General features: G+C 39.1%; 18 protein-coding genes. 14 read left to right on the forward strand and 4 right to left on the reverse strand.

Annotation, left to right across the window (positions count from 1 at the left end):
- Nucleotides 1-227: 227 nt before the first annotated feature.
- Entirely contained in the window at nt 228-1,451 is a 1,224-nt protein-coding gene (locus ACZ5B7_RS03375; protein ID WP_464490125.1) for an IS110 family RNA-guided transposase, read from the reverse strand.
- 971 nt (nt 1,452-2,422) lie between these two features.
- On the opposite strand from ACZ5B7_RS03375, the gene ACZ5B7_RS03380 reads away from it, so the two are divergent.
- The 3 genes from ACZ5B7_RS03380 to ACZ5B7_RS03390 all read left to right on the forward strand — a co-directional run bounded on the left by ACZ5B7_RS03380 (nt 2,423) and on the right by ACZ5B7_RS03390 (nt 6,336).
- Complete coding sequence (locus ACZ5B7_RS03380) at nt 2,423-3,337, forward strand: O-acetyl-ADP-ribose deacetylase (protein WP_464492640.1); 915 nt, start codon at nt 2,423-2,425, stop codon at nt 3,335-3,337.
- A 105-nt stretch (nt 3,338-3,442) separates the two neighbouring features.
- Nucleotides 3,443-5,737: an ATP-binding cassette domain-containing protein gene (locus tag ACZ5B7_RS03385; protein ID WP_464494427.1), complete on the forward strand. Its 2,295-nt coding sequence runs from the start codon at nt 3,443-3,445 to the stop codon at nt 5,735-5,737.
- A gap of 428 nt (nt 5,738-6,165) precedes the next feature.
- The gene (locus ACZ5B7_RS03390) at nt 6,166-6,336 is read left to right on the forward strand and encodes a hypothetical protein (protein ID WP_464492641.1); all 171 of its coding nucleotides are present in this window, start codon (nt 6,166-6,168) and stop codon (nt 6,334-6,336) included.
- Here the strand turns inward: ACZ5B7_RS03390 and ACZ5B7_RS03395 are convergent.
- Nucleotides 6,322-7,179, reverse strand: coding sequence for a dimethylarginine dimethylaminohydrolase family protein (locus ACZ5B7_RS03395; protein WP_464492642.1), 858 nt, complete (start codon nt 7,177-7,179; stop codon nt 6,322-6,324). The genes ACZ5B7_RS03390 and ACZ5B7_RS03395 overlap by 15 nt on opposite strands.
- A 177-nt stretch (nt 7,180-7,356) precedes the next feature.
- On the opposite strand from ACZ5B7_RS03395, the gene ACZ5B7_RS03400 reads away from it, so the two are divergent.
- The gene (locus ACZ5B7_RS03400) at nt 7,357-7,773 is read left to right on the forward strand and encodes a DUF1259 domain-containing protein (protein ID WP_464492643.1); all 417 of its coding nucleotides are present in this window, start codon (nt 7,357-7,359) and stop codon (nt 7,771-7,773) included.
- Between the two features lie 291 nt (nt 7,774-8,064).
- Here ACZ5B7_RS03400 and ACZ5B7_RS03405 read toward each other — a convergent pair whose 3' ends face one another.
- On the reverse strand, nt 8,065-8,247 hold the full coding sequence (locus tag ACZ5B7_RS03405; RefSeq protein ID WP_423800713.1) for a glutaredoxin family protein: 183 nt from the start codon (nt 8,245-8,247) through the stop codon (nt 8,065-8,067).
- Between the two features lie 250 nt (nt 8,248-8,497).
- On the opposite strand from ACZ5B7_RS03405, the gene ACZ5B7_RS03410 reads away from it, so the two are divergent.
- The 10 genes from ACZ5B7_RS03410 (at nt 8,498) to ACZ5B7_RS03455 (ending at nt 20,654) form a co-directional block, all read left to right on the forward strand.
- Nucleotides 8,498-9,652: a serine hydrolase domain-containing protein gene (locus ACZ5B7_RS03410; protein ID WP_464492644.1), complete on the forward strand. Its 1,155-nt coding sequence runs from the start codon at nt 8,498-8,500 to the stop codon at nt 9,650-9,652.
- A 142-nt stretch (nt 9,653-9,794) separates the two neighbouring features.
- Nucleotides 9,795-10,160 carry a J domain-containing protein gene (locus tag ACZ5B7_RS03415; protein WP_464492645.1) on the forward strand — a complete coding sequence of 122 codons (366 nt, stop codon included), beginning with the start codon at nt 9,795-9,797 and terminating at the stop codon, nt 10,158-10,160.
- Between the two features lie 206 nt (nt 10,161-10,366).
- Nucleotides 10,367-11,281, forward strand: coding sequence for an oxidoreductase (locus ACZ5B7_RS03420; RefSeq protein WP_464492646.1), 915 nt, complete (start codon nt 10,367-10,369; stop codon nt 11,279-11,281).
- 688 nt (nt 11,282-11,969) lie between these two features.
- Entirely contained in the window at nt 11,970-13,046 is a 1,077-nt protein-coding gene (locus tag ACZ5B7_RS03425) for a winged helix-turn-helix domain-containing protein (RefSeq protein WP_464492647.1), read from the forward strand.
- Nucleotides 13,047-13,166: 120 nt separating this feature from the next.
- Complete coding sequence (locus ACZ5B7_RS03430) at nt 13,167-14,414, forward strand: MFS transporter (RefSeq protein ID WP_464492648.1); 1,248 nt, start codon at nt 13,167-13,169, stop codon at nt 14,412-14,414.
- Nucleotides 14,415-14,615: 201 nt separating this feature from the next.
- Complete coding sequence (locus ACZ5B7_RS03435; protein WP_464492649.1) at nt 14,616-16,541, forward strand: BglG family transcription antiterminator; 1,926 nt, start codon at nt 14,616-14,618, stop codon at nt 16,539-16,541.
- 312 nt (nt 16,542-16,853) lie between these two features.
- Nucleotides 16,854-17,162 carry a lactose/cellobiose PTS transporter subunit IIB gene (locus ACZ5B7_RS03440; RefSeq protein WP_464492650.1) on the forward strand — a complete coding sequence of 103 codons (309 nt, stop codon included), beginning with the start codon at nt 16,854-16,856 and terminating at the stop codon, nt 17,160-17,162.
- Nucleotides 17,163-17,183: 21 nt separating this feature from the next.
- Nucleotides 17,184-18,524 carry a PTS cellobiose transporter subunit IIC gene (celB, locus tag ACZ5B7_RS03445; protein WP_464492651.1) on the forward strand — a complete coding sequence of 447 codons (1,341 nt, stop codon included), beginning with the start codon at nt 17,184-17,186 and terminating at the stop codon, nt 18,522-18,524.
- An 84-nt stretch (nt 18,525-18,608) separates the two neighbouring features.
- A complete protein-coding gene (locus tag ACZ5B7_RS03450) occupies nt 18,609-18,929 on the forward strand; it encodes a PTS sugar transporter subunit IIA (RefSeq protein WP_213118764.1) in 321 nt (106 codons plus the stop codon).
- A gap of 231 nt (nt 18,930-19,160) precedes the next feature.
- Nucleotides 19,161-20,654, forward strand: a complete 1,494-nt coding sequence (locus tag ACZ5B7_RS03455; RefSeq protein WP_464492652.1) for a family 1 glycosylhydrolase — start codon at nt 19,161-19,163, stop codon at nt 20,652-20,654.
- A 136-nt stretch (nt 20,655-20,790) separates the two neighbouring features.
- Here ACZ5B7_RS03455 and ACZ5B7_RS03460 read toward each other — a convergent pair whose 3' ends face one another.
- The gene (locus ACZ5B7_RS03460; protein WP_464492653.1) at nt 20,791-22,224 is read right to left on the reverse strand and encodes a purine-cytosine permease family protein; all 1,434 of its coding nucleotides are present in this window, start codon (nt 22,222-22,224) and stop codon (nt 20,791-20,793) included.
- Between the last annotated feature and the right edge of the window lie 26 nt (nt 22,225-22,250).

The raw sequence follows: 22,250 nt of genomic DNA on the forward strand, positions 1-22,250 counted from the left end.
CACGGGCAAAATAAGTGGCTTATTTTTACACGAACGACACTTTTCTTGTGCTCACGGGAAGAATAGACGGCTTATTTTTACCGGTATACTACTTTTCTTGCGCTACCATGAAAATTAACTTCTGTAATTCACAGAAAAAGGCAATACTAAAGAGGACGCAGCTCATTCGTTTTTTTAAAAGGGGAGAGCGCCAATTTCATGGATTTATGGTAATAAGGTGGACTGGATTAAGAGATTTTAGGTTCTTCCAACGTAACGGTGTATCCTAAGCTTTCGAGTCGTCTCAGAGAATGTCGAACAATTGACTGTTGTCTCTGCTTATCAAAGTAGTCTTCGCCTAAGTCTACATACATTTCTTTTCGAGTTAATAGATAATAAGAGATACGTAACATTGCGTGAGCGACTACAATACCAGCACGTTTCTTACCCTTTCGGGATGCTGTACGCCTATACAGTGCTCCAAGATAGTTTTTGGATCCTCTGACTGAATGAGCTGCTTCGGTTAACGCCGATCTTAAATACTTATTTCCTTTTTTAGTTTTTGCTGATTTTCTTTTTCCTGCACTTTCGTTTTGCCCAGGAACTAATCCTGCCCAAGAACACATATGAGCTGCAGTGGGGAATTGTTTCTTCACATCAGTCCCAATTTCAGATAAGATTTGTTCAGCCATTCTGGTCGCTATACCTGGAATCGAATCTAATCGTGCTATATCTTCTTGATGAGAACTGACTCTGTCCGCAACTTCCTTATCAAGCATCTCGATTTGCTCAGTTAAAAAGTCGATATGACCTAAAATGGTTTTTAACATAAGGCGTTGATGTGAACTTATATAGCCTTTTAGGGCGAGTTCCAATTCTTCTTTCTTCTTTTTCATAGTGCGGCGTGCGAAGTTTGCTAGTTTTTCAGGATCCTCTTCACCGTCGGCAATGGCATCAAGCATATCTCGTGCTGAAACGCCCAACACATCTGAAACAACTGACCCCAACTTAATGTTCGCTCCTTCTAACACTTTTTGGATTCGATTATGTTGTCTGGCACGCTCTTCAATAATACTTCTACGATAGCGAACGAGTTCACGCAATTCACGTTGATTTCGGTCAGGAATATAACTGGCTTTAAGTAGTCCGTGGCGAAGAAGTTTGGCAATCCATTCTGCATCCTTCACATCTGTCTTTCGTCCTGGAACTGCCTTCATATGTTGAGCATTAACCACTAAAAACTCAATATCCTCAGCTTCTAGTAAATTCACAATAGGCTTCCAATAAACACTCGTGCTCTCCATGGCGACATGGGTACAATTATGTTGTTTAATCCAGTCAACCAACTGTAAAAGAAATACAGTTTTAGTAGAGAACGTTTGAATCTCCTTTCCTTCAGGTGTCAAAATACAGGCAGTAATATTGTCCTTATGGACATCCATACCGCATGCTCTTTCAACGACTATATCCATTGAAAACATCCTTTCTACGGCTCACAATAATATTAGAGGCTGGTGCAGCAACCAGAATAGGATTAATCTACCATGTGTGCTTCCCGTAAGGGAGCGACAGTCAGTGGTGCACCGTGGTCGTTGGAGTCAGACTAACGGATGGGCTCTAACGCACCATAGTTCATCGACCTTCCTCTCCCAGCCGTAGAATCAGTATTGACGGTTTAAAACCATTTTCATTCTCTGTGGTGAAGCGCTGATTTTTGCGCTTCATGGATGGCTAACGGGAAGAATAGACCGGTTTATTTTTACCGGAACGCTGCTTTTCCTATGCTCACGGGAAGAATAGACAGCCTATTTTTACCGGAACGCTGCTCTTCCTGTGCTAACGGGAAGAATAGACGGCTTATTTTTACCGGTATGCTACTTTTCTTGCGTTAACGGGAAGAATAGACCGGTTTATTTTTACCGGAACGCTGCTTTTCCTATGCTCACGGGAAGAATAGACAGCCTATTTTTACCGGAACGCTGCTTTTCCTATGCTCACGGGAAGAATAGCAGCCTTATTTTTACCGATATGCTACTTTTCTTGTACTCACGGGCAAAATAACTGGTTTATTAAAGGTATACTTCCTTCAACCGAGGCCGTTTTGTCTTAAGAACCCAAGCTTAGGAGTGTTTTTCAGTGGTCTCGGACGGTTCTTGCATCATTTTGTCCAAAGACAAAAATGGTTGCATTACAACCGTCCCCATGGTTACTGAAATATTAAATATGTATAAAACCGCCACTCCTACCAGTTCCTCATAGTCCATATTTTCTCAATTCTTCGTTTATGTCCATTATGCAAGTTGGATTTTCAGTAGCATGATACAAAACTAAATTCGTCGTGAATAAATCATAAGATGATTCCATAATAGGAATGAAAACTTCTAAATGTTTCATTTCTGATGTGGAGTGTTATGAGAGGATTAAGTGGAAGGGGGACTTTATATTGGGAGATTACCAAAAGCTATTAGAATTCATACCATACTTTGAAAACAACGAAAAAGAATTCTGCCTGTGGAATTCCGGCTATCCACAATATGATGAAAAGTTTATTGAATTTATAGATACCGTCTATAGCACAGATTTATTAAAGAAAGACTACCTCGAATACTTGGAGGAAAGTGTAAAAGATCATAACCTACCTGCTGCGATTCCAGCTGCTGATTTGGAATTATTAAAAGCAATATTAACCTATTATGTCCGTCAAGAACGTTTCTGTGATGGAACATGGGCAACAGCGGCAAAAGACAAAGTATTTCTAAGGATTCTTTATCGATTAAGAGAGAGTGAAGGAGGTACTTCGATGAAAGCCATAATAGATGGGAATACACTTGAGCTCGTACTTGGAGATGTCACCAAAAGAAATACAGAAGCAATTGTAAATGCTGCAAACGGGTCGCTTTTAGGGGGCGGCGGTGTTGATGGGGCCATCCACCGGGCAGCAGGGCCAGAGTTATTGCAAGAGTGCAAAAAGATTCGTTATGAGGTTTTAAACGGAAATAATCTGCCTACCGGGGAAGCTGTTATTACCAAGGGGTACAACCTGCCGGCAAAATATGTGATCCACACGGTTGGGCCGGTATGGAGAGGGAATACCAACAACGAAGAAGAGCATTTAGCCAAATGCTACAATAACTCTCTGAAGCTAGCTTCAGAAAAAAATCTTAAAAGCATTTCATTTCCTTCTATTTCTACAGGTATTTTTCGTTTTCCAATTGAATTGGCAGCTGCCATTACCCTTAGAACCATCATCGAATTTTTGAAAACAAACCAGTTAGGTGAGGTTGCCATGGTTTTATTCTCTAAGGATGATTTTAAGGTATATGAATCTTCTTTAAAAAGAATTTTGACGGAAAAGTAGCAAAAGTACAGTTTAATTTAGGCGAAACAGTAAATTTGTTAGTAATGGGTTTTGCCTTATTCAAATGAAGTAATACTGGTAGATAAAATCAGAAAGGATGACAAAATATCAGAAATGAAAGATGAAATCATTTTAAGAGGGCTTAAAGAACATAATTTAAAAAACATAGATTTAAATATACCAAAAGAAAAAATCATCGTATTTACTGGTCTTTCAGGCTCAGGAAAGAGCTCGGTCGTCTTTGATACATTAGCAACAGAAAGCAGAAGACAAATGACGTTGAACTATCCTCTCTATGTCAGGAATCAAATGCCAAGGTACGAACGACCCCATGCCGATCTGATGCAAAACTTAAGCCCGGTTATCGTAGTGGAACAACGGCAAATAGGGGGCAATTCCCGCTCAACAGTAGGCACCTATATGGATATAAATCCATTAATTAGACTGTTGTTCTCAAGAATAGGAAATCCGCCAATAGGTTCTGCCAATGATTTTTCGAGCCAAAGTTCCTTTGGCAGATGTCCTGAATGTGGCGGATTTGGGGAGGTAATTGCGCCCGACCTAAATAAGATAATTGATTTCGATAAGTCACTTCGAGAGTATGCCGTGAAATTTAAGCCATTATCGCCTTCAGGCTGGCAAGGTCATTGGATGATGACCTGCGGATTATTCGATCCGGATAAACCATTAAAGGACTACTCAGAAGAAGATCTCCATCTATTTTTATATGGTCCTCGAGAAGGTGAAAGAGCCTATGCGCCGTTTCATACAAAAAATGGACCACATAACGCAGAATGGGATGGGTTATTGCCTAGATTTACGCGCGTTTATATCAATAGAGACATCTCCAAACTAAAACAAGTATCCCAAGATGACGTCTTAGCAGTCTCAACACATTCATTATGTCCGACCTGCCAAGGTTCAGGCCTTAACCCAGAGGTATTAAAATGTAGAATAAATGGCCTAAATATCGCAGAATACGATCAATTAGAACTTCCAGAAATACTGGAAGAACTAAAGAACATAAAAGATCCTATGGGAGAATCAATAGCACAACAAGCAATCCCGCATGTAAAACAACTAGTCGACATGGGACTAGGATATTTGAGTCTTTCAAGAAAAATGGGCACCCTGTCCGCTGGCGAAGCCCAAAGAGTAAAAATCGCCCGTCATTTGGGGAGCAGTCTCAACAATATCACCTACATTTTCGACGAGCCAAGTGCAGGACTCCATCCAGAAGAAGTGGATATGTTAATACAGATGCTAAGAAGGATAAAAGACCAACATAATACTGTCATCGTAATCGAACACAATCTATCAGTCATAAAGGTAGCGGATGAAATAATAGAGATGGGGCCGGGAGCAGGTGTAAATGGAGGGGAAGTTGTCTATCAAGGAAAATTGGAAGGGCTAAAAAACTCTCCCACCGCCGCAGCCCTAAACCACAAGCTAAAAATAAATAAAAATCCAAGGGATATAAAAAGTTATTTTTCAATAAAAAGAGCAAGTAATAATAACTTGAAAAATATAAGCGTAGATATTCCTAAAAATGTCTTAGTCTGTATAAGTGGCGTATCTGGTTCAGGTAAAAGCTCCCTCATGTTGGAAGCCTTCACGAAAAAGTATCCGGGAACCATAATGGTAGAACAAGGCGGCATAGGAATCTCCAATCGTTCGACCCTGGCTACATATATGGGAATAATGGACGATATTCGCACCATATTTTCAAAAGAAACTGGACAGCCAGCAGGTTTGTTCAGCTTTAACTCGTCAGGAGCATGTCCTATCTGCAAAGGAAAAGGAGTCCTAACGCCAGAAGTAGCATTTGCAGATCCGGTGACAATCCCTTGTGAAGCGTGTGCCGGAACGAGATATTCAGACGAGGCGCTTGTCTCTCGATATCGAGATAAAAATATAGTAGAGATTTTAGATTTAACAATAGACGAGGCTATTAAATATTTTGAAATACCAAAAATCATAAAAAGAGTGCAAACGCTAAAAGATGTAGGATTAGGGTATCTGACCTTAGGACAGACGACAAGTTCCCTAAGCGGAGGAGAAATCCAACGTCTAAAACTCGCAAGCCACTTACAAAAAGAAGGACAAATCTACCTATTAGACGAGCCATCCTTAGGACTACACACAGAAGATAATGAAAAACTCCTAGACGTATTTCAAAAACTCGTAAACAGAGGAAATTCTGTCATCATCATCGAACACAATCAAAACTTTATAGCGGCGAGCGACTGGGTAATCGAATTGGGTCCAGGTGGAGGAAAACAGGGCGGACAAATTATATTCGAAGGCACACCAGAAGAGATGTTACATGCAGAAACATTGACAGCGAAATGGTTAAAGGATGGAGTTGGCAAACATACAGGACAGGCCCTGTTTAATTAAGGCAGGGTGGTAAGTACGTGCCTGTCACTACCAGCAATTTGTCAAATTCTTCTCGATAAGATTCGGGTAGTGCCAGGCAACGGAAAGGCTTTGTTATAGCTGAATGTTGATTTGACAGAGTTTGAAAAATAAAGGGAAAAATTCCGTTTAAGTTGGGAAATACCCTTATTTCCTTAAAAATAATGGAAGTTTTTCCGTTTATATGATCCAAATCATTGGATTTTGTCTTATTTTGAGCAGTTAATCGGAATTTCTTCGCTTATATCTGCTTTTTAAGCTTCCTCTTTATACATTAGCCGGAAATTCTCCGCCTTTGAATTCTCATACCTGAACGAAAATCAACAATGAAACATAAAGTCGCTAATCCTATGCAGGACTTATACGCAAAAGGTAAATTATATTAGAATGAAAAAAATGGTGGTGAGCCGATGGAACCTTTAACAGAAAGAGAAGTTAATGAAATTCAACATACATTAACAGCTAAACAGATAGAATTCCTCAGTGAACATCTAAAAAGAAGTAAAAAGAGTAAAAACGAAACCTTTTTGTATGCTCCACACGATATGGCCATTTTAATAATATTTTTATTTTTCACGTAAAATTGGTAAGGTGCAGCAACGGAAGGAGCCGCCAGATTTAATGATTTCTGTGATATCCACTTCAATGACTTCAAAGCCCCGATTACGAAGCTCTTTGTTTACCTTCTTGTTGACCGGAAGACTTAAAATTTTCTTGTTGCCAATACTCAATACATTTGTGCCTAACTGAAATTGCTCTTCTTCCGAAACTTCAATTAAGTCATAGCGTGAACTAAAAAGCTCAATGTCTTTTTTCGTCAAGGCATTCGGGTAAATGAGTGCTACTTCAGGTGAAATCACATTAAATATACAATCTAAATGTAGGTATTTTTCTTTAAAAGGGATGGCAATAACATTGAATTGATTCAAAAGACGCTGTAATTGATCAGCAGCTTTTTGGTCCGTCCGATTGCTAAGCCCCACGTAAATTGTTTCCCGATCAATCATCACATCTCCGCCTTCAATTCGTTCCTCAGCTAAATTATAATAGGAGATTTCTTCATCCTCCAGCCATTGTTTTAAAACGTTTTCTTCCCCTGAGCGAACATCGGTTGCCATCTTGGCAACAAAGATTGTTTGCCCTAGTGTAAAACCAATATCCCGAGTAAAGACCTGTTCAGGATATTTTTTGTGATAAGGCAATAAAATAACCTCGACACCATGATCCTTTAGTGTTTTGACAAATTCGCCATGCTGCTCGAGCGCACGCTCAATATGGATACCTTCATTCTTAAAATGCTCCTGCGTTTCATTAATTACTTCACGGATCGTCATGTATTGGGGCTGACAAAGGACTACTCGTTTTAATACATCGTATTCACTCATGCAAAATGTCTTATTGCTCGTCTTTCGACTTTCTTCCATTTTTTTGCCCTCCTGTCCTATCTTTATAAACTAGGTTTTCCTGAAAAATCGCTAATAATTATAAAAGGGCATTAAGCAAACTCTTTTCAGCAACGGCTGTTGTCTTAATATATTTTTCACTCGTGAATATAATCTAAATAGGCTTATTTTCGGAGAACGCGAAAAGGGGGCTAATGAATGAGTAACTTGAAGCAGTTGGGAGACCAATTTGCCCAAATATTAAATGGAAAAGCTAAAATGGAGAAAAATGGATGTTCGGTTAGCTTAAAGCGCAGTTTTAATGTTCATGTCCAAGGGCGGCCAAGTCATTCTGTTTTACCAGTAGGAATTTCTTTTGAGTCATTGGATGCAAATGGTAATGCGTTAAACCTTGGGGAGATCACATTACTTGAACAGGAAATCCCGAACTTCACAAGATCTGTTGTAGGGCAAGGCTTAATGGTGAGTGCCTTGCATAATCACTGGATATTTGCCCAACCAAATCTGATGTATCTTCATATTCAATCGGTAGAACCGCCTCTCTCCTTCGCGAGAAAAGTGGCAAACGCATTTACAACATTAACAAGCCTCCCCATACAGGAAAAAAATGAATAAATACAACTTGAAAAAAGACAAGTGCCTGTCACTACCCTTCTCCTCGACAAGATTCGGGTGGTGCCAGGCACTTTTTTTAACGTTTCTTGTACCGGCTACAAAGCTGTATTGAATATGGACAGTGTCATCATAAAACTGTCTGAAAGAGGTTAATTAAAATCTACTGATTGTTTCCCATAGCATATTGAAAGGTTATAATGGTTATATATTCCACAATAGAGAGAACATCTGGCACTGAAAACGTAAAAAGGCAACTTATCCACTGCGGATGTTGCCCCTTTAGGTCTTAGCTTATTTTACATATCGCATCAAGGTTTCGGGATCAAAGCCAAGAACCCAATGGCCATTGACCTTTGTCTGCGGTACGCCCATCTGTCCGGTTTCCTGGAACAGCTTTTGGGCAGCGATAGGATCTGACTGTACATTTACTTCTTTGTAGGTTAATCCCTGAGCCTCAAGGAATTGTTTCATCATTGTACAGTACGGTCAAGTATTGGTCGAATAAACAGTGATAACGTTCATTGTGTATGCCTCCTTATTTTTTTCATACCCCGTTATAAGGTATATTATTAGATTTTCCCGGTAATGGTTATTTAATCAACCGTGTTGTGCCAAAAAATTTACCGGGACACAACTTTGTTCTTTTTTTAATAAAAATCTACGTATGTTTCTTGTTTTACTAATTTTAATTAGCAGTCATCTAACAAAAAAGGAGAGGAAGCAGTTGGAATCATTAGATAGATTAAGCCCGTTATTAAAAAGATTTGTAGAAAACGGTCCTGCAGGCTGTGCTTTATCGGTCATGCATAATGGAGAAGTTGTGTTTGAAGATTATGTTGGCAATAAGGATCTGGAAACGAAAAAGCCAATTGCACCCGACACCATTTATCGAATTTATTCAAACTCAAAAGTGATTACCTGCGTGGCTGCATTAATGTTATATGAGCGCGGCCTCTTTTTGCTAAATGATCCGCTTGAAGAGTATTTGCCAGAATTTAAACATCCTCAAGTCTATCAAACTGGCAAAGATAATGAGCTTGAAATAGTACCTGCCACAAGGTCTATTACCATTAAAGACTTATTTATGATGACTTCCGGGCTGACATACGCAGGAAACCAGTTTGAAACGGAACGCCAAGTGGCCAAGAGGTTAGAGACAGAAGCTGAACGCGAGGATTGGAATGTACGAAGCTTGTCAAAAACCCTTGCATCCATTCCACTCGCATTTGACCCGGGGACCCGTTGGCATTATGGATTTAGCCATGATATTCTTGGCGCACTGATTGAAGTGTTGTCCGGTAAAACCTTCGGTCAATTTTTAAAGGATGAAATCTTTGAGCCGCTTGGAATGCAGGACACATTTTTCAAGATTCCTGATGAGAAGAAGCACCGGCTTTGCAGCTTATATGACCGTAGCGAAGAAGGCCAGTTAATCAAAAATACCAGCATGGATTCGCGATACCAGCCGGGTACTCTTATTGAAAGCGGAGGAGGGGGGCTACTGTCTACACTGGAGGATTATAGCCGCTTCGGACATATGCTGGCGAATGGGGGAGAGCTGGATGGTATTCGCATTTTAGGGCGGAAAACCATTGAGCTCATGTCTACCAACCATCTATCACCAGAACTTTTGCAGCATTATAATTGGGATGCTCTGAAAGGTTATGGGTATGGCCTTGGTGTTCGCACGATGATCAATCCAGCCGCCGGGGGCAGCAATAGCTCGTTAGGCGAATTTGGATGGATGGGCAGGGCCGGTACATGGCTAATGGTCGATATGAAAGAAAATTTATCAGCTGTTTACATGCAGCAAATGGTTCCGAACTTTGAAGCGATTCACCACCCAAGGCTGCGGAATGTTATATATGGTGTGGTTTAGTTAAAGTACGCTGTTAACTCCCGCATTTTAAAAATGGATATTTTAGCGGTTTTAAAACATGAATATTTCATAAACAACCAGAATACTATTTTGGAAGGATTAAAACGAGAAAGCAAGAAAGTAAAAGAGGGTGGGGAAATACATGGGATTCTTTAGAAATTACTATCGTATTTTAGACGTGCCCTATGATGCAACCTTTACTGAAATTAAGGAAGCTTATCGAAAAAAAGTAAAAGAGGTACACCCAGATACAGAAAAAGGGAATGCTGAACAGTTTAAACGTGTCAAAGAAGCATATGAAATTCTTAATAACGCTGAAAAAAGAAAGAAGTATGATACTCTCCTTTTTTACGTCACACATAAACCAAAACAGGAAGCTCCTGCTTCCATAAAAATACTAAACATGCCGAAAAGCCGAAAACAGGGTACCCTTTCATCTGTATTCATGAATGCAGCTATTATTTTAATTGGAATTCTAGGTAATGTGTATTTAGATAAAAAGAAATAGAAAAAAGATACGGTTAGTTTGAATGCCTGTCACATCCCCCATTTCGCCGAATTTTTCGGCACGGGTCGTGACAGGCATTGTTTTAATTCTGAAATTAATTCTATCACCTTGTAGCTTATTTCGTATAAATGTCATAGATTGATAACATTGTATTTCATCATATTTATATATAATGAATTTAAGCAAATTTGTGGAGGTATTTCTATATGCTTGAACAAGACTTGACCGGCAAAAGGGTTATTATTACCGGAGCAAATAGCGGGATTGGCTTGGAGGCCGCTAAGGTTCTCGTTCAAAAAGGTGCTGAGGTTATTCTGGCGGTCCGTAACGAGCAAAAGGGGGGAATTGCCAAAGAAACCATACTAAGTGGGAATCCGAAAGGTTCGGTTTTGGTCATGGGCCTCAATTTGGCTGATTTAAAGAGTGTGAGGGAATTTGCACAAAATTATCGCAGCCGTTTTGATACATTGGATATTTTAATCAATAACGCCGGGGTAATGGTTCCGCCATACCAAAAAACGAAAGACGGCTTTGAAATGCAATTCGGCACCAACCACTTAGGCCATTTTGCTTTAACTGGATTATTGCTGCCATTACTAAAGAAAACACCTAACTCTCGTGTCGTGACACTGAGCAGTATTGCCCACAGAGGCGCACGCATCTTTTTTGACAACTTGGACGGCTCCAAGGGCTATAAAGCGATGAAATTTTATGGACAAAGCAAGCTCGCTAATTTGTTGTTTGCCAAAGAATTGGATCATCGATTAAAGCAAAATGGAATTGCGACAAAAAGTATAGCTTGTCACCCAGGCATTTCCTCCACAAACCTATTCAAAATAGGGAATAAAGATGCTCCTGGATATGTAAAGGCATTAATGAAGCTATTCCTACAGCCGGCTGAAATAGGAGCACTTCCGACACTCTATGCTGCAACAGATACGAGTTTAATTGGAGGGGAATACATAGGTCCAGATGGAAGGGGTAACCGAAAAGGGAACCCTGCAATTGAAACCCCTCGATCAGGTGTATATAATCCGGAAACCATGAAAAAATTGTGGGATGTATCTGAGAAGTTAACGGGAGTAACTTACGATTTTAGTCTAGAGCCCCAGGTGTTATAAAAGGCTCATAACGACCGAACGGTTTGAAAAGCTAGAACCCCGGTCGTTATGAAAGGCTCATAACGACCGAACAGCAAGGAAAGGCAGAACCCCGGTCGTTATAAAAGGCTCATAACACCCGAACAGCGAGGAAAGACAGAGTTCCGGTACGTATAAAAGGCTTCATAACTCCCGCAAGGCATGGAAAGGCAGAACCCCGGTCGTTATGAAAGGCTCATAACACCCGAACGGCGAGGAAAGGCAGAGTCCCGGTCGTTATAAAAGGCTCATAACACCCGAACAGCGAGGAAAGACAGAGTTCCGGTCGTTATGAAAGGTTCATAACACCCGAACAGCGAGGAAAGGCAGAGTTCCGGTCGTTATAAAAGGCTTCATAACTCCCGCAAGGCAAGGAAAGGCAGAACCCCGGTCGTTATGAAAGGCTCATAACACCCGAACGGCGAGGAAAGGCAGAGTCCTAGTCGTTATGAAAGGCTCATAACACCCGAATGGTGAAGAAAGTCAGGGTCCTGGTCATTATGAAAGGCCTAAAACACCCGAATAGTGAGGAAAGGCAAAGCCCCGAAAGGAATTTCATCAAAAGAACTGGTCAGTTAATAAAGGAAAATTAAGATCAAATGCAGAAATAAGAGTTAGCTATTTGGAATAATGGGTCGCTATCTACCAAATTTTATTTAAGAGGAAAGATATGAAAAAGCTCCAGTTCGATATAAACGATTACTCCGTTTTATTTCATAATGAGAAAATACTTTTATTACCTAAAGAATACCAACTTCTTAAATGTTTATATGAAAATAGGAATCAAACACTATCAAGGCAAATCTTACTAGATAAGGTTTGGGCAATGGAGGATCCTACAGACCGTACGATTGACGATCATGTGTACCGTTTGCGAAAAAAGTTATCTTTTTTAGAGGATATTTTAATAGAAACGGTTCGAGGCGTCGGCTATCGATTAACAATCAAACAAAATCATCAAGATAATCCCCTCTATCATGATAAAGAGTTTAGAGAAAGTATGGATGTCTTATATAATAAATACATTCTTTACGGGCAAGCAAACGGGTTAAAAACCATTGTGATGCAGCATGAAGCATTAGATATTCCCATTGAAGTACATAAGAGAATATACCTTCATTTTGTACAGGGAGATTTTCAATGGTTTGTGACAAGTTCGGATATTCCTCTTTCACAAAAACTGTTCTATCTCCTGCATATTTATTGGATGATCCAATTTAATATTGATAAAACCTATGCTTATGTTCAAAAGGCATTACGATTAAACATAATTCCATTCAAACAGCAGCTTGAATTAGAAGAATTGGGTATGATCGGAATAAACATCGATAAGGGTCAGTTTGAAAAGGCTAAAAAGAATATAAATGTAGTGCGTTCACAAATTGATAAGGGTGCCGTTCATGAAAGTATATTAACGTACCTAAAGATTCAAGAGATGAAAAAGGAATTGGTAACAAGAAACTTTCTTTCCGTTGAAACCCATATCGCAGAAGGTGATCAGCTATTTGAAAAATATCCTTATTTGCGGGAAAAGGGGAGGTATCTCATGTTAAAGGGGATTACCAAATGGATGAAAGGATATAAGAAAGAGGCCATTCAACAAATGGATGAAGGTTTCATGAGCTTATTGTCTTCTAAGTTTGTTCCCCATATCATAAATGGAGTAAGAGATATCATTTTACTAAGCAATCATTTGACCATCGATCTTCCACACGATTATAAAAATAAATGGGAAAGTTTCTCGTAACAGTATGATTTTCCAAGATTAACAATAAAGATTGAACAATTATTAAATAAATCCCTCTGATATTCCTCTGACATTTCCTTGCTATCCTTTTCTTACCAAGGTAAGAAAGGGATGTTTTTTTTGAAAAAATCACAAACATTTGCCTTATTAAAACGAAAAGATTTTCGATTGTTGTTTTCCGTTCAGGTATTTTCAAGTTTTGGAAATTGGCTTGATTTACTTGCGATTAATGCCCTCATTTCCTTTCAGTGGGGATTAGACTTACGGGCGAACGCTGCATCAGTCATCGCGATGTTTCTCCCTTATATTGTTATTGGGCCATTGTCGTCAGTTTGGATTGACCGATGGGATCAAAAGAAGGTCATGATTTTTTCTACTTTGTTTCGTGTCATGGCGATTTTTGGTTTCCTTGTGGCACCTAACATATGGGTACTACTTGCGCTTATTTTCTTGAAATCATCTTTGGCTTCTGTTTTCGAACCAGCTCGACAATCGTCTACTCGAAAAGTAGTTCCTGATAAGTACATGGCAGAGGCTCCGTCCCTTAGTCAGATTGTGGTGAATGTGACCAAGATTGTTGCCCCTTTAATAGGTGGAGGGCTGCTGGTTATGACGAAGCCGCAAATGATATTTTTGATAGAAGGAATCATGTATGGTATGGCACTAATGTTGATTTACAAACTTCCAGCCTTAGAAAAGGAGGGACAAGAAAATTGTTCTGCCAAATCTTCGTACTGGGTGGATTTTAAAGAAGGCTTTTCGCTTATTCGATCCAACAGACTTTTATTATCAGCTATTTCGATTACATCCATTTCCATGTTTATCATCTTTCTTTATGATAGTTTTTTTGCTCCTTTATCCTTGTCTTTGGGACTAGATAAAACAGGTTATGGATTAATCAGCAGTGCACTTGGAGCGGGTTCTGTCACGGAATCTTTCTTATGCGGCACCTATACAAATTGGAGGAAAAATCCGCTGATGTTTATGTCTATAGGCAGGATCATATCTGGAGTATTCATGCTTGTAGTTGGATGGGGCTGCTATGGTCTAGCTCATGGGAACCTTCTATTTTGGATGATGGTGCTTGCCATGATCGGTTGTGTTGGAACGGCTCTATTTGTTCCCTATGGTTTTATTCTAACGACGGAAACACCATCGAATATGCTAGGGAGAATTAGTGCTTTTTCTACAGCCGTTCAAAGTGCATCCAGTCTTCTTGCCCCGGTCATGGGATCGCTCCTCGGGAAATGGCTTGGCTTGGCAAGTGTATTTACCGTGTCTGCCGTTACTTTTATCTTATTAGGCAGCGTTTCTTTGTTTATTACAATCAATAAGAAAAGTTATGAAAAGGAAAATTTAGAAGTTTAAGTGCCTGTCGCCTCCAGTATTTTGTCGATTCCTTCGGCACTATTCGGGGTGTGACAGGCACTTTTTTATGCCTGTTCTCGATATAACACTCTAACAATACTTCTCAAGTACCGGTTATAATGATTTAGGAGTCAATGGCAAGAGTAGTGAACAAACTAAAAAATAACAAATAATCTCTCATGAAGAAAGGTGGGTAGATAAATGGTTTCAAAACGGCAAAAAGACATCGTATTGTCTTTAATGAAAGAGAAAGAACCTGTTACAGCCGAATGGATGGCAAAAGAACTTGGTGTGAGTGACAGAACCATTCGCACCGAGATCAAGGAACTTCAATCACAATGTCCTTCGTTAGGAATCATGATAGAATCGGTTCGGGCAAAAGGATATCTATTACATATAACGGATGACGAAGTATTTGAAAAAGAGTTTAATGCTAATGCGAATGACGGGATCAATGAAAATCAATCTCATTTTTCTGAACAGGAAAATCGGGTTTTGTATATATTAAAAAGATTTTTATTAGAAAAGGAACCGATAAAATTAGAAAGTCTTGAGGAAGAACTATTTGTTTCCAAGCCAAAGCTTCAAAATGACTTAAAAGCCGTCCGTGAAATATTGGAGCATTATCATTTGAAGTTAGTTTCCAGACCGCATTATGGTACGCTGGTCGAAGGCGATGAATATATGAAACGGCTATGCTTTTCAAATTATATTTTAAGCCGGAATAGCAGCTTAAACATTGACAGTCCTTCTTTTCAACTATTGGACGAAAGACTATTTGAAAAAATAAAAGAAATCATCATAAAAAAAGTGAATCAGTACAAAATTGAGATATCTGACATAGCACTCGAAAATTTGGCAACCCATATCACCATTGGATGCAAGAGAATTGAGGAAGGGTTTGTCATTGAAAACCTCGAACACGATTTAGAAGGAAAATACCCCTTTGAAAAAATAGTAGCCAATGAAATTGTAAAAGAAGTAGAGCAGTTTACTGGCTTAAACTTTCCAAAAACAGAAATTAATTATATTATTGTCCATTTGTTAGGGACAAAATTAATTCATAAGAATACGTTGAATGAATTTAGTAAATTTGATGAGTTAGACACCATCATTCATTGCATGCTGGAAAAGTTGAAAACTAAATTAAATTGGGATTTTCATGACGACTCCGAATTCATTCAAGCGCTGACTTTGCACATTCGGCCGGCAATGAACCGGCTGCGGTACAATATGAACATTCGGAATCCATTATTAGATGAAATTAAAAGGAAATATCCTACCGCCTTTGAGGGTGCAGCCATTGCCAGCAGATGTATCGACGAATATTTGGGGATTGAGGTAGGAGAACACGAAATTGCCTATATTGCCTTACATATTGGTGTGGCATTAGAAAGAATGAAGACAAGGAAGAAAAAGGCAAAACGGGTCATTGTAGTGTGTGCTTCTGGTGTCGGGAGTGCAAGGCTGTTATTTTATCGTTTGCAAAATGAATTTAAAGAAGAAATCGAGATCGTGGCTACAACCAACTATTATCAATTAAACGAATACGACCTATCCTCTCTTGATTTTATTATTAGTACGATTCCCATAAAAGTAGATTTAGGCGTTCCAGTACAAGTCGTCAATACCTTTTTGGGAGAAGGGGATATTGCAAATATCCGGAAGGGCTTATCGTCTGTAAAAGAGGGGGAGGAACGGAGCTATATAGAGGAGTCCAAAGTTTTTATTCATAAAGACTTTGAGGAAAAGGAAAGCGTTATCCGTTTTATGTGTGAAGAATTATACAAACAAAAACTCGTCTCCAAAGATTATGTGAATTCGGTGTTGGAAAGGGAGGCACTCGCTCCAACCAGCTTTGGGAATCTTGTGGCCATCCCTCATCCACTTACACCGGAAACAGAGGAAACATTTTGGACCGTGTGCACATTAAAGAAGCCCATCGAATGGACAGATAAACAGATGGTTCAATTTATTTGCTTACTAAATATAAGAAAAGAACCCGAGGGTGATCTGGAAAAGATGTACAAAAGGCTCATTGCTTTAATTGAAAACAGTACAACGGTCCAAAAAATACTAAAGAGTAAATCAGCCGAAGAAATTATAAAGATTTTAAATGAATCTTAACAAATAGGAAATTGATCGTAACGAAGAAGCAATTTAATAGAAAAAGAATGGGGGTATTCCAAAAGGAGTACCCCTTTTAAGATTATGGGCATATTATCAGTGGATAATGAGTTTACATAACTTTTAGTGCCCATCCATTTTTCCGTTACGTAACGGAAAAATCCTTTCTGTAAAATGGAACGCTTTCAACATAAACTATAAACATAAAGTGATTCAATCACTCTTAAAACAGTTGCCAAATTAATCAGTTTAGATGAATTGGCTGATTGTTTTTTCAAAATAACTTTTATGGATAATAGGAGGAATAAATCGATGAATATTTTACTGTGTTGTGCCGCTGGGATGAGTACAAGTTTGCTTGTGACCAAGATGGAGAAAGCAGCCCAAGAGCAAGGTTTAGAAGGAAAAATTTGGGCGGTTCCTGCTAATCAAGTCAATCTGCACATTGACAAGGCAGATGTCATTCTTTTAGGACCACAAGTTCGATTCCTGCTTTCAAAAATGAAAGAGTTAGGTGAAGAAAAAGGCATCCCAGTCGATATGATCAATCCAGTCCACTACGGTATGTGTAATGGCCCGGAAGTTCTAAAAACAGCTATCAATTTAGTAAATAACAAATAATAAATAAGGGAGAAAAATAAAATGGGGAAATTCAACAGCATTCTTGAAGAAAAAGTCATGCCTGTTGCAGCAAAGATTGGTGCGCAAAGGCACTTATTGGCCCTTCGTGATGGTCTCATTGCGACGATGCCATTCATCGTTATTGGTTCATTTTTCTTAATCATAGCTAACTTGCCAATTCCAGGTTATGCTGATTGGATGACTTCTATTTTTGGTCCAACATGGGCTGCCAAATTAAGTTATCCAGTAGATGCAACATTCAATATCATGTCCCTTATTGCAGCATTCGCGGTAGCGTACCGATTAGCAGAAAGCTATAAACTGGACGCGATGAGTGCGGGTACGATTTCAGTTGCTGCTTTCTTATTAACAACGCCATTTAGTTTCATGTTTACTCCAGCTGGAGCAACAGAAGGAGTTTTGGTAACCGGTGCTATTTCAAAAGCTTTCTTAAGCAGTAAAGGGTTGTTTGTTGCGTTACTTTTTGCCATTATATCAACTGAAATTTATCGTTGGGTCGTCAAAAAAGATATTGTGATAAAAATGCCAGAAGGCGTACCGCCAAGTGTTGGCCGATCATTTGCAGCATTAATTCCTGGATTTATTGTTCTTTTAACTGTTTGGGTCATACGTTTACTTGTCGAAATGACTCCTTATGCAAGTATCAACGGCTTAGTGACGACCCTATTAGGTGATCCGCTGAAATTAGTAGGTCTTACTCTAGGAGGTACGATTGTTGCCGAATTATTCGTAACAATCCTATGGTCTACTGGATTACACGGTACAAACATCGTTAAAAGTGTAATGGAACCCATTTGGTTTGGTGCAATGGGTGACAATATGACAGCTTATCAAGCGGGCCAACCACTACCACACATTGTTACACAACAATTCTGGGATAATTTCATCCACATCGGTGGAACGGGCGTAACATTTGGTTTGGTTCTTTCGATGATAATGTTCGCCAAATCTCAACAAATGAAAAGTCTTGGTCGTTTAGCATTTGCTCCTAGTATCTTTAACATTAACGAGCCATTAATCTTTGGTATGCCGATTGTGTTAAACCCAATCATGATCATTCCATTCGTCGTTACTTCCATCGTGACCGTTATTGTCACGTTCCTTGGAATGGATATGGGCTTGGTCGCAAAACCTGTTGGTATTGCAGTACCTTGGACGATGCCGCCAATTATCTCAGGATATCTTGCTAGTGGCGGACATATTTCAGGTGCTATCATGAATGTAGTTAACATTGTGATTTCATTCTTAATTTATCTTCCATTCTTCAAAATATATGATAACGCGAAGAAGAAAGAAGAAGATGCGATGAACGCAGGTAAAACGAAAGAAAGTATTGCGTAATAAAGTGACAGGGCATTAGGTTGACTAGTGCCTGTCTCATTCCAATGTTCCTTATCAAGTAAATCAAATGAAAGGCTGTTAATTATGAATAAAGAAGAACTTTACAATCTTGCATTTCAACTAATCCTTCATGCTGGCAATGCAAGAAGCTTGGCGATGGAAGCGATGTATGTAGCTAAAGAAGGCAAATTTGATGAAGCGGAAGCAAAACTTACCGAAGCAGATGCTGCCTTCAATGAAGCACATCATTTTCAAACGGAATTAATCCAAAAAGAAGCAGGCGGAGCGAAATTCGATCTTCCTCTTATTATGGTTCATGCCCAAGACCATTTAATGACTTCGATGACTCTTAAAGATTTGGCCAGAGAAATCATCGATTTGCACAAACTGATCAAAAAGGATTAAAGCAAAATCCTCCCAAGACAATGAAAAGTTAAACATTGTTGGCAGCCTTGCAAACGCATGGTTGAAAAAGTAAATTGTAACTGAAAAAATGTCTGTCATTCTTGAATTGCCCAACTTATTTTGGGCTTTTTTCATTCAAAATGATTTCGCCTACTCATTTTACAATGATCGTAAGGAGAGAAATTTATAGTGGAACCCATAGTCTTCATTTTAGAAAGGAAATGAACTGAAATGAAAAAAACATTCCCAGAAAATTTTTTATGGGGCGGAGCTACAGCTGCAAACCAATATGAAGGTGGGTACAAGGAAGGCGGAAGAGGGCTTGCAACAAGCGACTTCATCACAAATGGTTCTGCAGACCGTCCTAGAAAAATTACCATCAAGTTAAAGGATGGCACAAAAACAATGGTAAACCGACGACCTACTGGGGATCCGAAAGTGGACACGATCCCAGAAGGTGCATCAGGCTATATTGATGAAAATGTTTATTATCCAAGCCATAATGCGGTTGATTTTTACCACCATTACAAAGAAGATATTGCCCTTTTTGGAGAAATGGGCTTTAAGTGTTTCCGGCTATCTCTTAGTTGGTCCCGTATTTTCCCAAAAGGTGGAATCGAAGGGGAACAACCAAATGAGGAAGGGCTAAAATTTTACGAAGATGTTTTTAAAGAGTGCAAAAAATATAATATTGAACCATTAGTCACTCTTTATCATTTTGAAACTCCTGCCTATTTGGCTGAACATTTTAATGGATGGGGCGGACGTGAGACGATTGATTGTTTTTTAAGAATGTGCAAAGAGGTCTTTACACGTTATAAGGATTTAGTGAAGTATTGGATCACTATTAACGAAATTAATGTCTTAAATGGTTATGCGTTTATGGGAACTAGAGAGGCCGATGCGCAGGTGCGTTATCAAGCAAAGCATCATATGTTTGTTGCGAGTGCCCGTGCCAATAAGCTTTGTCACGAGATCATTCCAGATGCAAAGATTGGCTGTATGGTTGCATTAAGCTGCATTTATCCGAAAGATTGTAAGCCGGAAAATGTATTTGGAGCTTTGGATTATCGAAGAGGAGCTTTGATTTATTCTGATGTCATGATGAGGGGATATTATCCATCTTACGCTGACCGCTTATTTGAAGAGATGGGGGTAACCATAAAAAAGGAGCCAGGGGACGATGAAATAATCAAGGCGAATCCTTCAGATTTCTTATCATTTAGTTATTACCGAAGCAGTGTGTACCATACTGAAATTGTTCAGAATACCGATACCGGCGGACAAATGGGGGATGTGAATCCTTTTGTTGAAAAAACGGAGTGGGGCTGGGCAATTGACCCTATTGGGCTAAGATACACCTTATCTGAACTTTATGACCGGTATCAAAAACCTCTCTTTATTGTTGAAAACGGAATGGGAACGATTGATCAACCGGATGAAAATGGATATGTAGAGGATAATTATCGGATCCAATATTTCCGAGATCATATTGCAGAAATGAAAAAGGCAGTTACTTTAGATGGTGTTGACTTAATGGGCTATACACCATGGGGGTGCATTGATTTAGTTTCAGCAGGAACTGGAGAGATGAAAAAACGATATGGTTTTATTTATGTTGATATGGACGACGAGGGAAATGGAACATTAAAAAGAACAAAGAAAAAATCATTTGATTGGTTCAAGAAAGTGATTGCAACGAACGGCGAAGACCTTAGTTTTTAGATTAAATAAAAATCAAGATTAGCAAAAAATAGAGGCTGACCCAAAAGTGTCGTCATTCATCGACCTTTGGGTCAGCCTCTTTTGATATCTTACACCTAACCTTTAATCAAACCTGTATCAATTACCTTTATTTGCATTATTCAACTGGTACTTCTTTTGTGAATGTTGGCTGTTTTCTCTCTTTTTCTTCTTTACGTTTTACCTTTACTTCCCCAGACTCTTTACTGTAGTATTTCCCCTTCGTATAGACAGCTATTGCAACAGTGAGGAATGAGGCAAGTATGGCTGCAAAGAAAGTGGCTGTATTTTGTAGGAACGTTCCCATGTACCCTAATCCAGCGATCGTTCCAAGAACACTTGAGATAATTAATGGTGCAACTCCAACTGGATTCCATTTATATAGTTTTTCCTGTCTCGCTTCATATTCTTTCGGTCCAATTTTCATCAACTTCTTCACGACTAATGCATCTGTAACTAAAATAGCAGCCCATGCCATTAAGAGAACCCCTTGGAATGTCATTGCACTACCTAAATAATCTAATATACCGCCAAGCATGAGCGCAATCGATACGACGGCTGAGACAACAACCCAAAAGTGACGATTAGGTTTGAAATGGAATACATTCTCGAAAAAATTGGACAATGACAGGGAAGCACTATAAATATTTGTAACGTTAATACGTAATTGTGTTAATAACGTAAAAGCGACTCCACCTAGTCCAAGAATGGTGACAATATAAACCCCTGGATTCGATTCAGCTAACCGGACACCAAACCATATTCCAAGTAAGCCCATGACACCAAAACAGAAAACTTGCGGAATAAATCCAATCATAATGGATCCAAGTTTAATATCTTTTGGTTTAAGGAAACGCGCATAATCTGACGCAATTAAGGCGGTTAATCCCATAATCCCGTGCTGCATTCCGATACATAATAGTAAACCTGTTCCACCTAACTGTACACCCTCAGGCATATAGGTCCAAAAGTGACCATCAAATTGAGACGGTATATTGGCTGCGACAATGATGATGGCAATTAAAAATAGAAAGAAGATCGGTAATGACCATTTTTGTAATTTATCTAATTGTTTAATACCAAACCAATTTAGCGGGATGACAATGGATCCAAAAACAATAATTAAAAGCCAAAGTGGAATTTCGGGGAAAAATGCATGTACTGCGGAAACGAGAATCATACCTTCAAAGGCGCAATACATAATGAAATTTGATGCGTATATCAATGAAGTTAACGAAGCACCAATGTAGCCAAACCCCTGCCTGGACATGAGGTTTACATTCATTCCTGACTTCGCGGATAAATAGGCAATCACTGTACCTAAGACTCCAGCAATCACGATGGCATAAATCGCTGAAATAATAGCATTCATTGCACCATACTGAAGGGCCATAACACTGCCTGTTTGAAAATAAAAAATCGCAGTAGCAATACCAAACGTTATGTTGGTTACGCTAAACCAACCCATATTCCGTTTTCCTACCGGAACCTTATCAAATGAATAATCGTCTTTTTCTTCTTCTTGGAGACCTTTAGTTTGATCTACACTCATGTAATCATCCTTCCATGATGCTCCTT

This window comes from Neobacillus sp. S1115, from assembly GCF_055385565.1.

Bases quoted from the DNA above. Each gene is read 5' to 3' on its own strand.
- ACZ5B7_RS03375 (WP_464490125.1), bottom strand. From the start codon at position 1,451: ATGGATATAGTCGTTGAAAGAGCATGCGGTATGGATGTCCATAAGGAC.
- ACZ5B7_RS03390 (WP_464492641.1), top strand. From the start codon at position 6,166: ATGGAACCTTTAACAGAAAGAGAAGTTAATGAAATTCAACATACATTA.
- ACZ5B7_RS03395 (WP_464492642.1), bottom strand. From the start codon at position 7,179: ATGGAAGAAAGTCGAAAGACGAGCAATAAGACATTTTGCATGAGTGAA.
- ACZ5B7_RS03400 (WP_464492643.1), top strand. From the start codon at position 7,357: ATGAGTAACTTGAAGCAGTTGGGAGACCAATTTGCCCAAATATTAAAT.
- ACZ5B7_RS03405 (WP_423800713.1), bottom strand. From the start codon at position 8,247: ATGATGAAACAATTCCTTGAGGCTCAGGGATTAACCTACAAAGAAGTA.
- ACZ5B7_RS03415 (WP_464492645.1), top strand. From the start codon at position 9,795: ATGGGATTCTTTAGAAATTACTATCGTATTTTAGACGTGCCCTATGAT.
- ACZ5B7_RS03420 (WP_464492646.1), top strand. From the start codon at position 10,367: ATGCTTGAACAAGACTTGACCGGCAAAAGGGTTATTATTACCGGAGCA.
- ACZ5B7_RS03425 (WP_464492647.1), top strand. From the start codon at position 11,970: ATGAAAAAGCTCCAGTTCGATATAAACGATTACTCCGTTTTATTTCAT.
- ACZ5B7_RS03435 (WP_464492649.1), top strand. From the start codon at position 14,616: ATGGTTTCAAAACGGCAAAAAGACATCGTATTGTCTTTAATGAAAGAG.
- ACZ5B7_RS03440 (WP_464492650.1), top strand. From the start codon at position 16,854: ATGAATATTTTACTGTGTTGTGCCGCTGGGATGAGTACAAGTTTGCTT.
- celB (WP_464492651.1), top strand. From the start codon at position 17,184: ATGGGGAAATTCAACAGCATTCTTGAAGAAAAAGTCATGCCTGTTGCA.
- ACZ5B7_RS03450 (WP_213118764.1), top strand. From the start codon at position 18,609: ATGAATAAAGAAGAACTTTACAATCTTGCATTTCAACTAATCCTTCAT.
- ACZ5B7_RS03455 (WP_464492652.1), top strand. From the start codon at position 19,161: ATGAAAAAAACATTCCCAGAAAATTTTTTATGGGGCGGAGCTACAGCT.
- ACZ5B7_RS03460 (WP_464492653.1), bottom strand. From the start codon at position 22,224: ATGAGTGTAGATCAAACTAAAGGTCTCCAAGAAGAAGAAAAAGACGAT.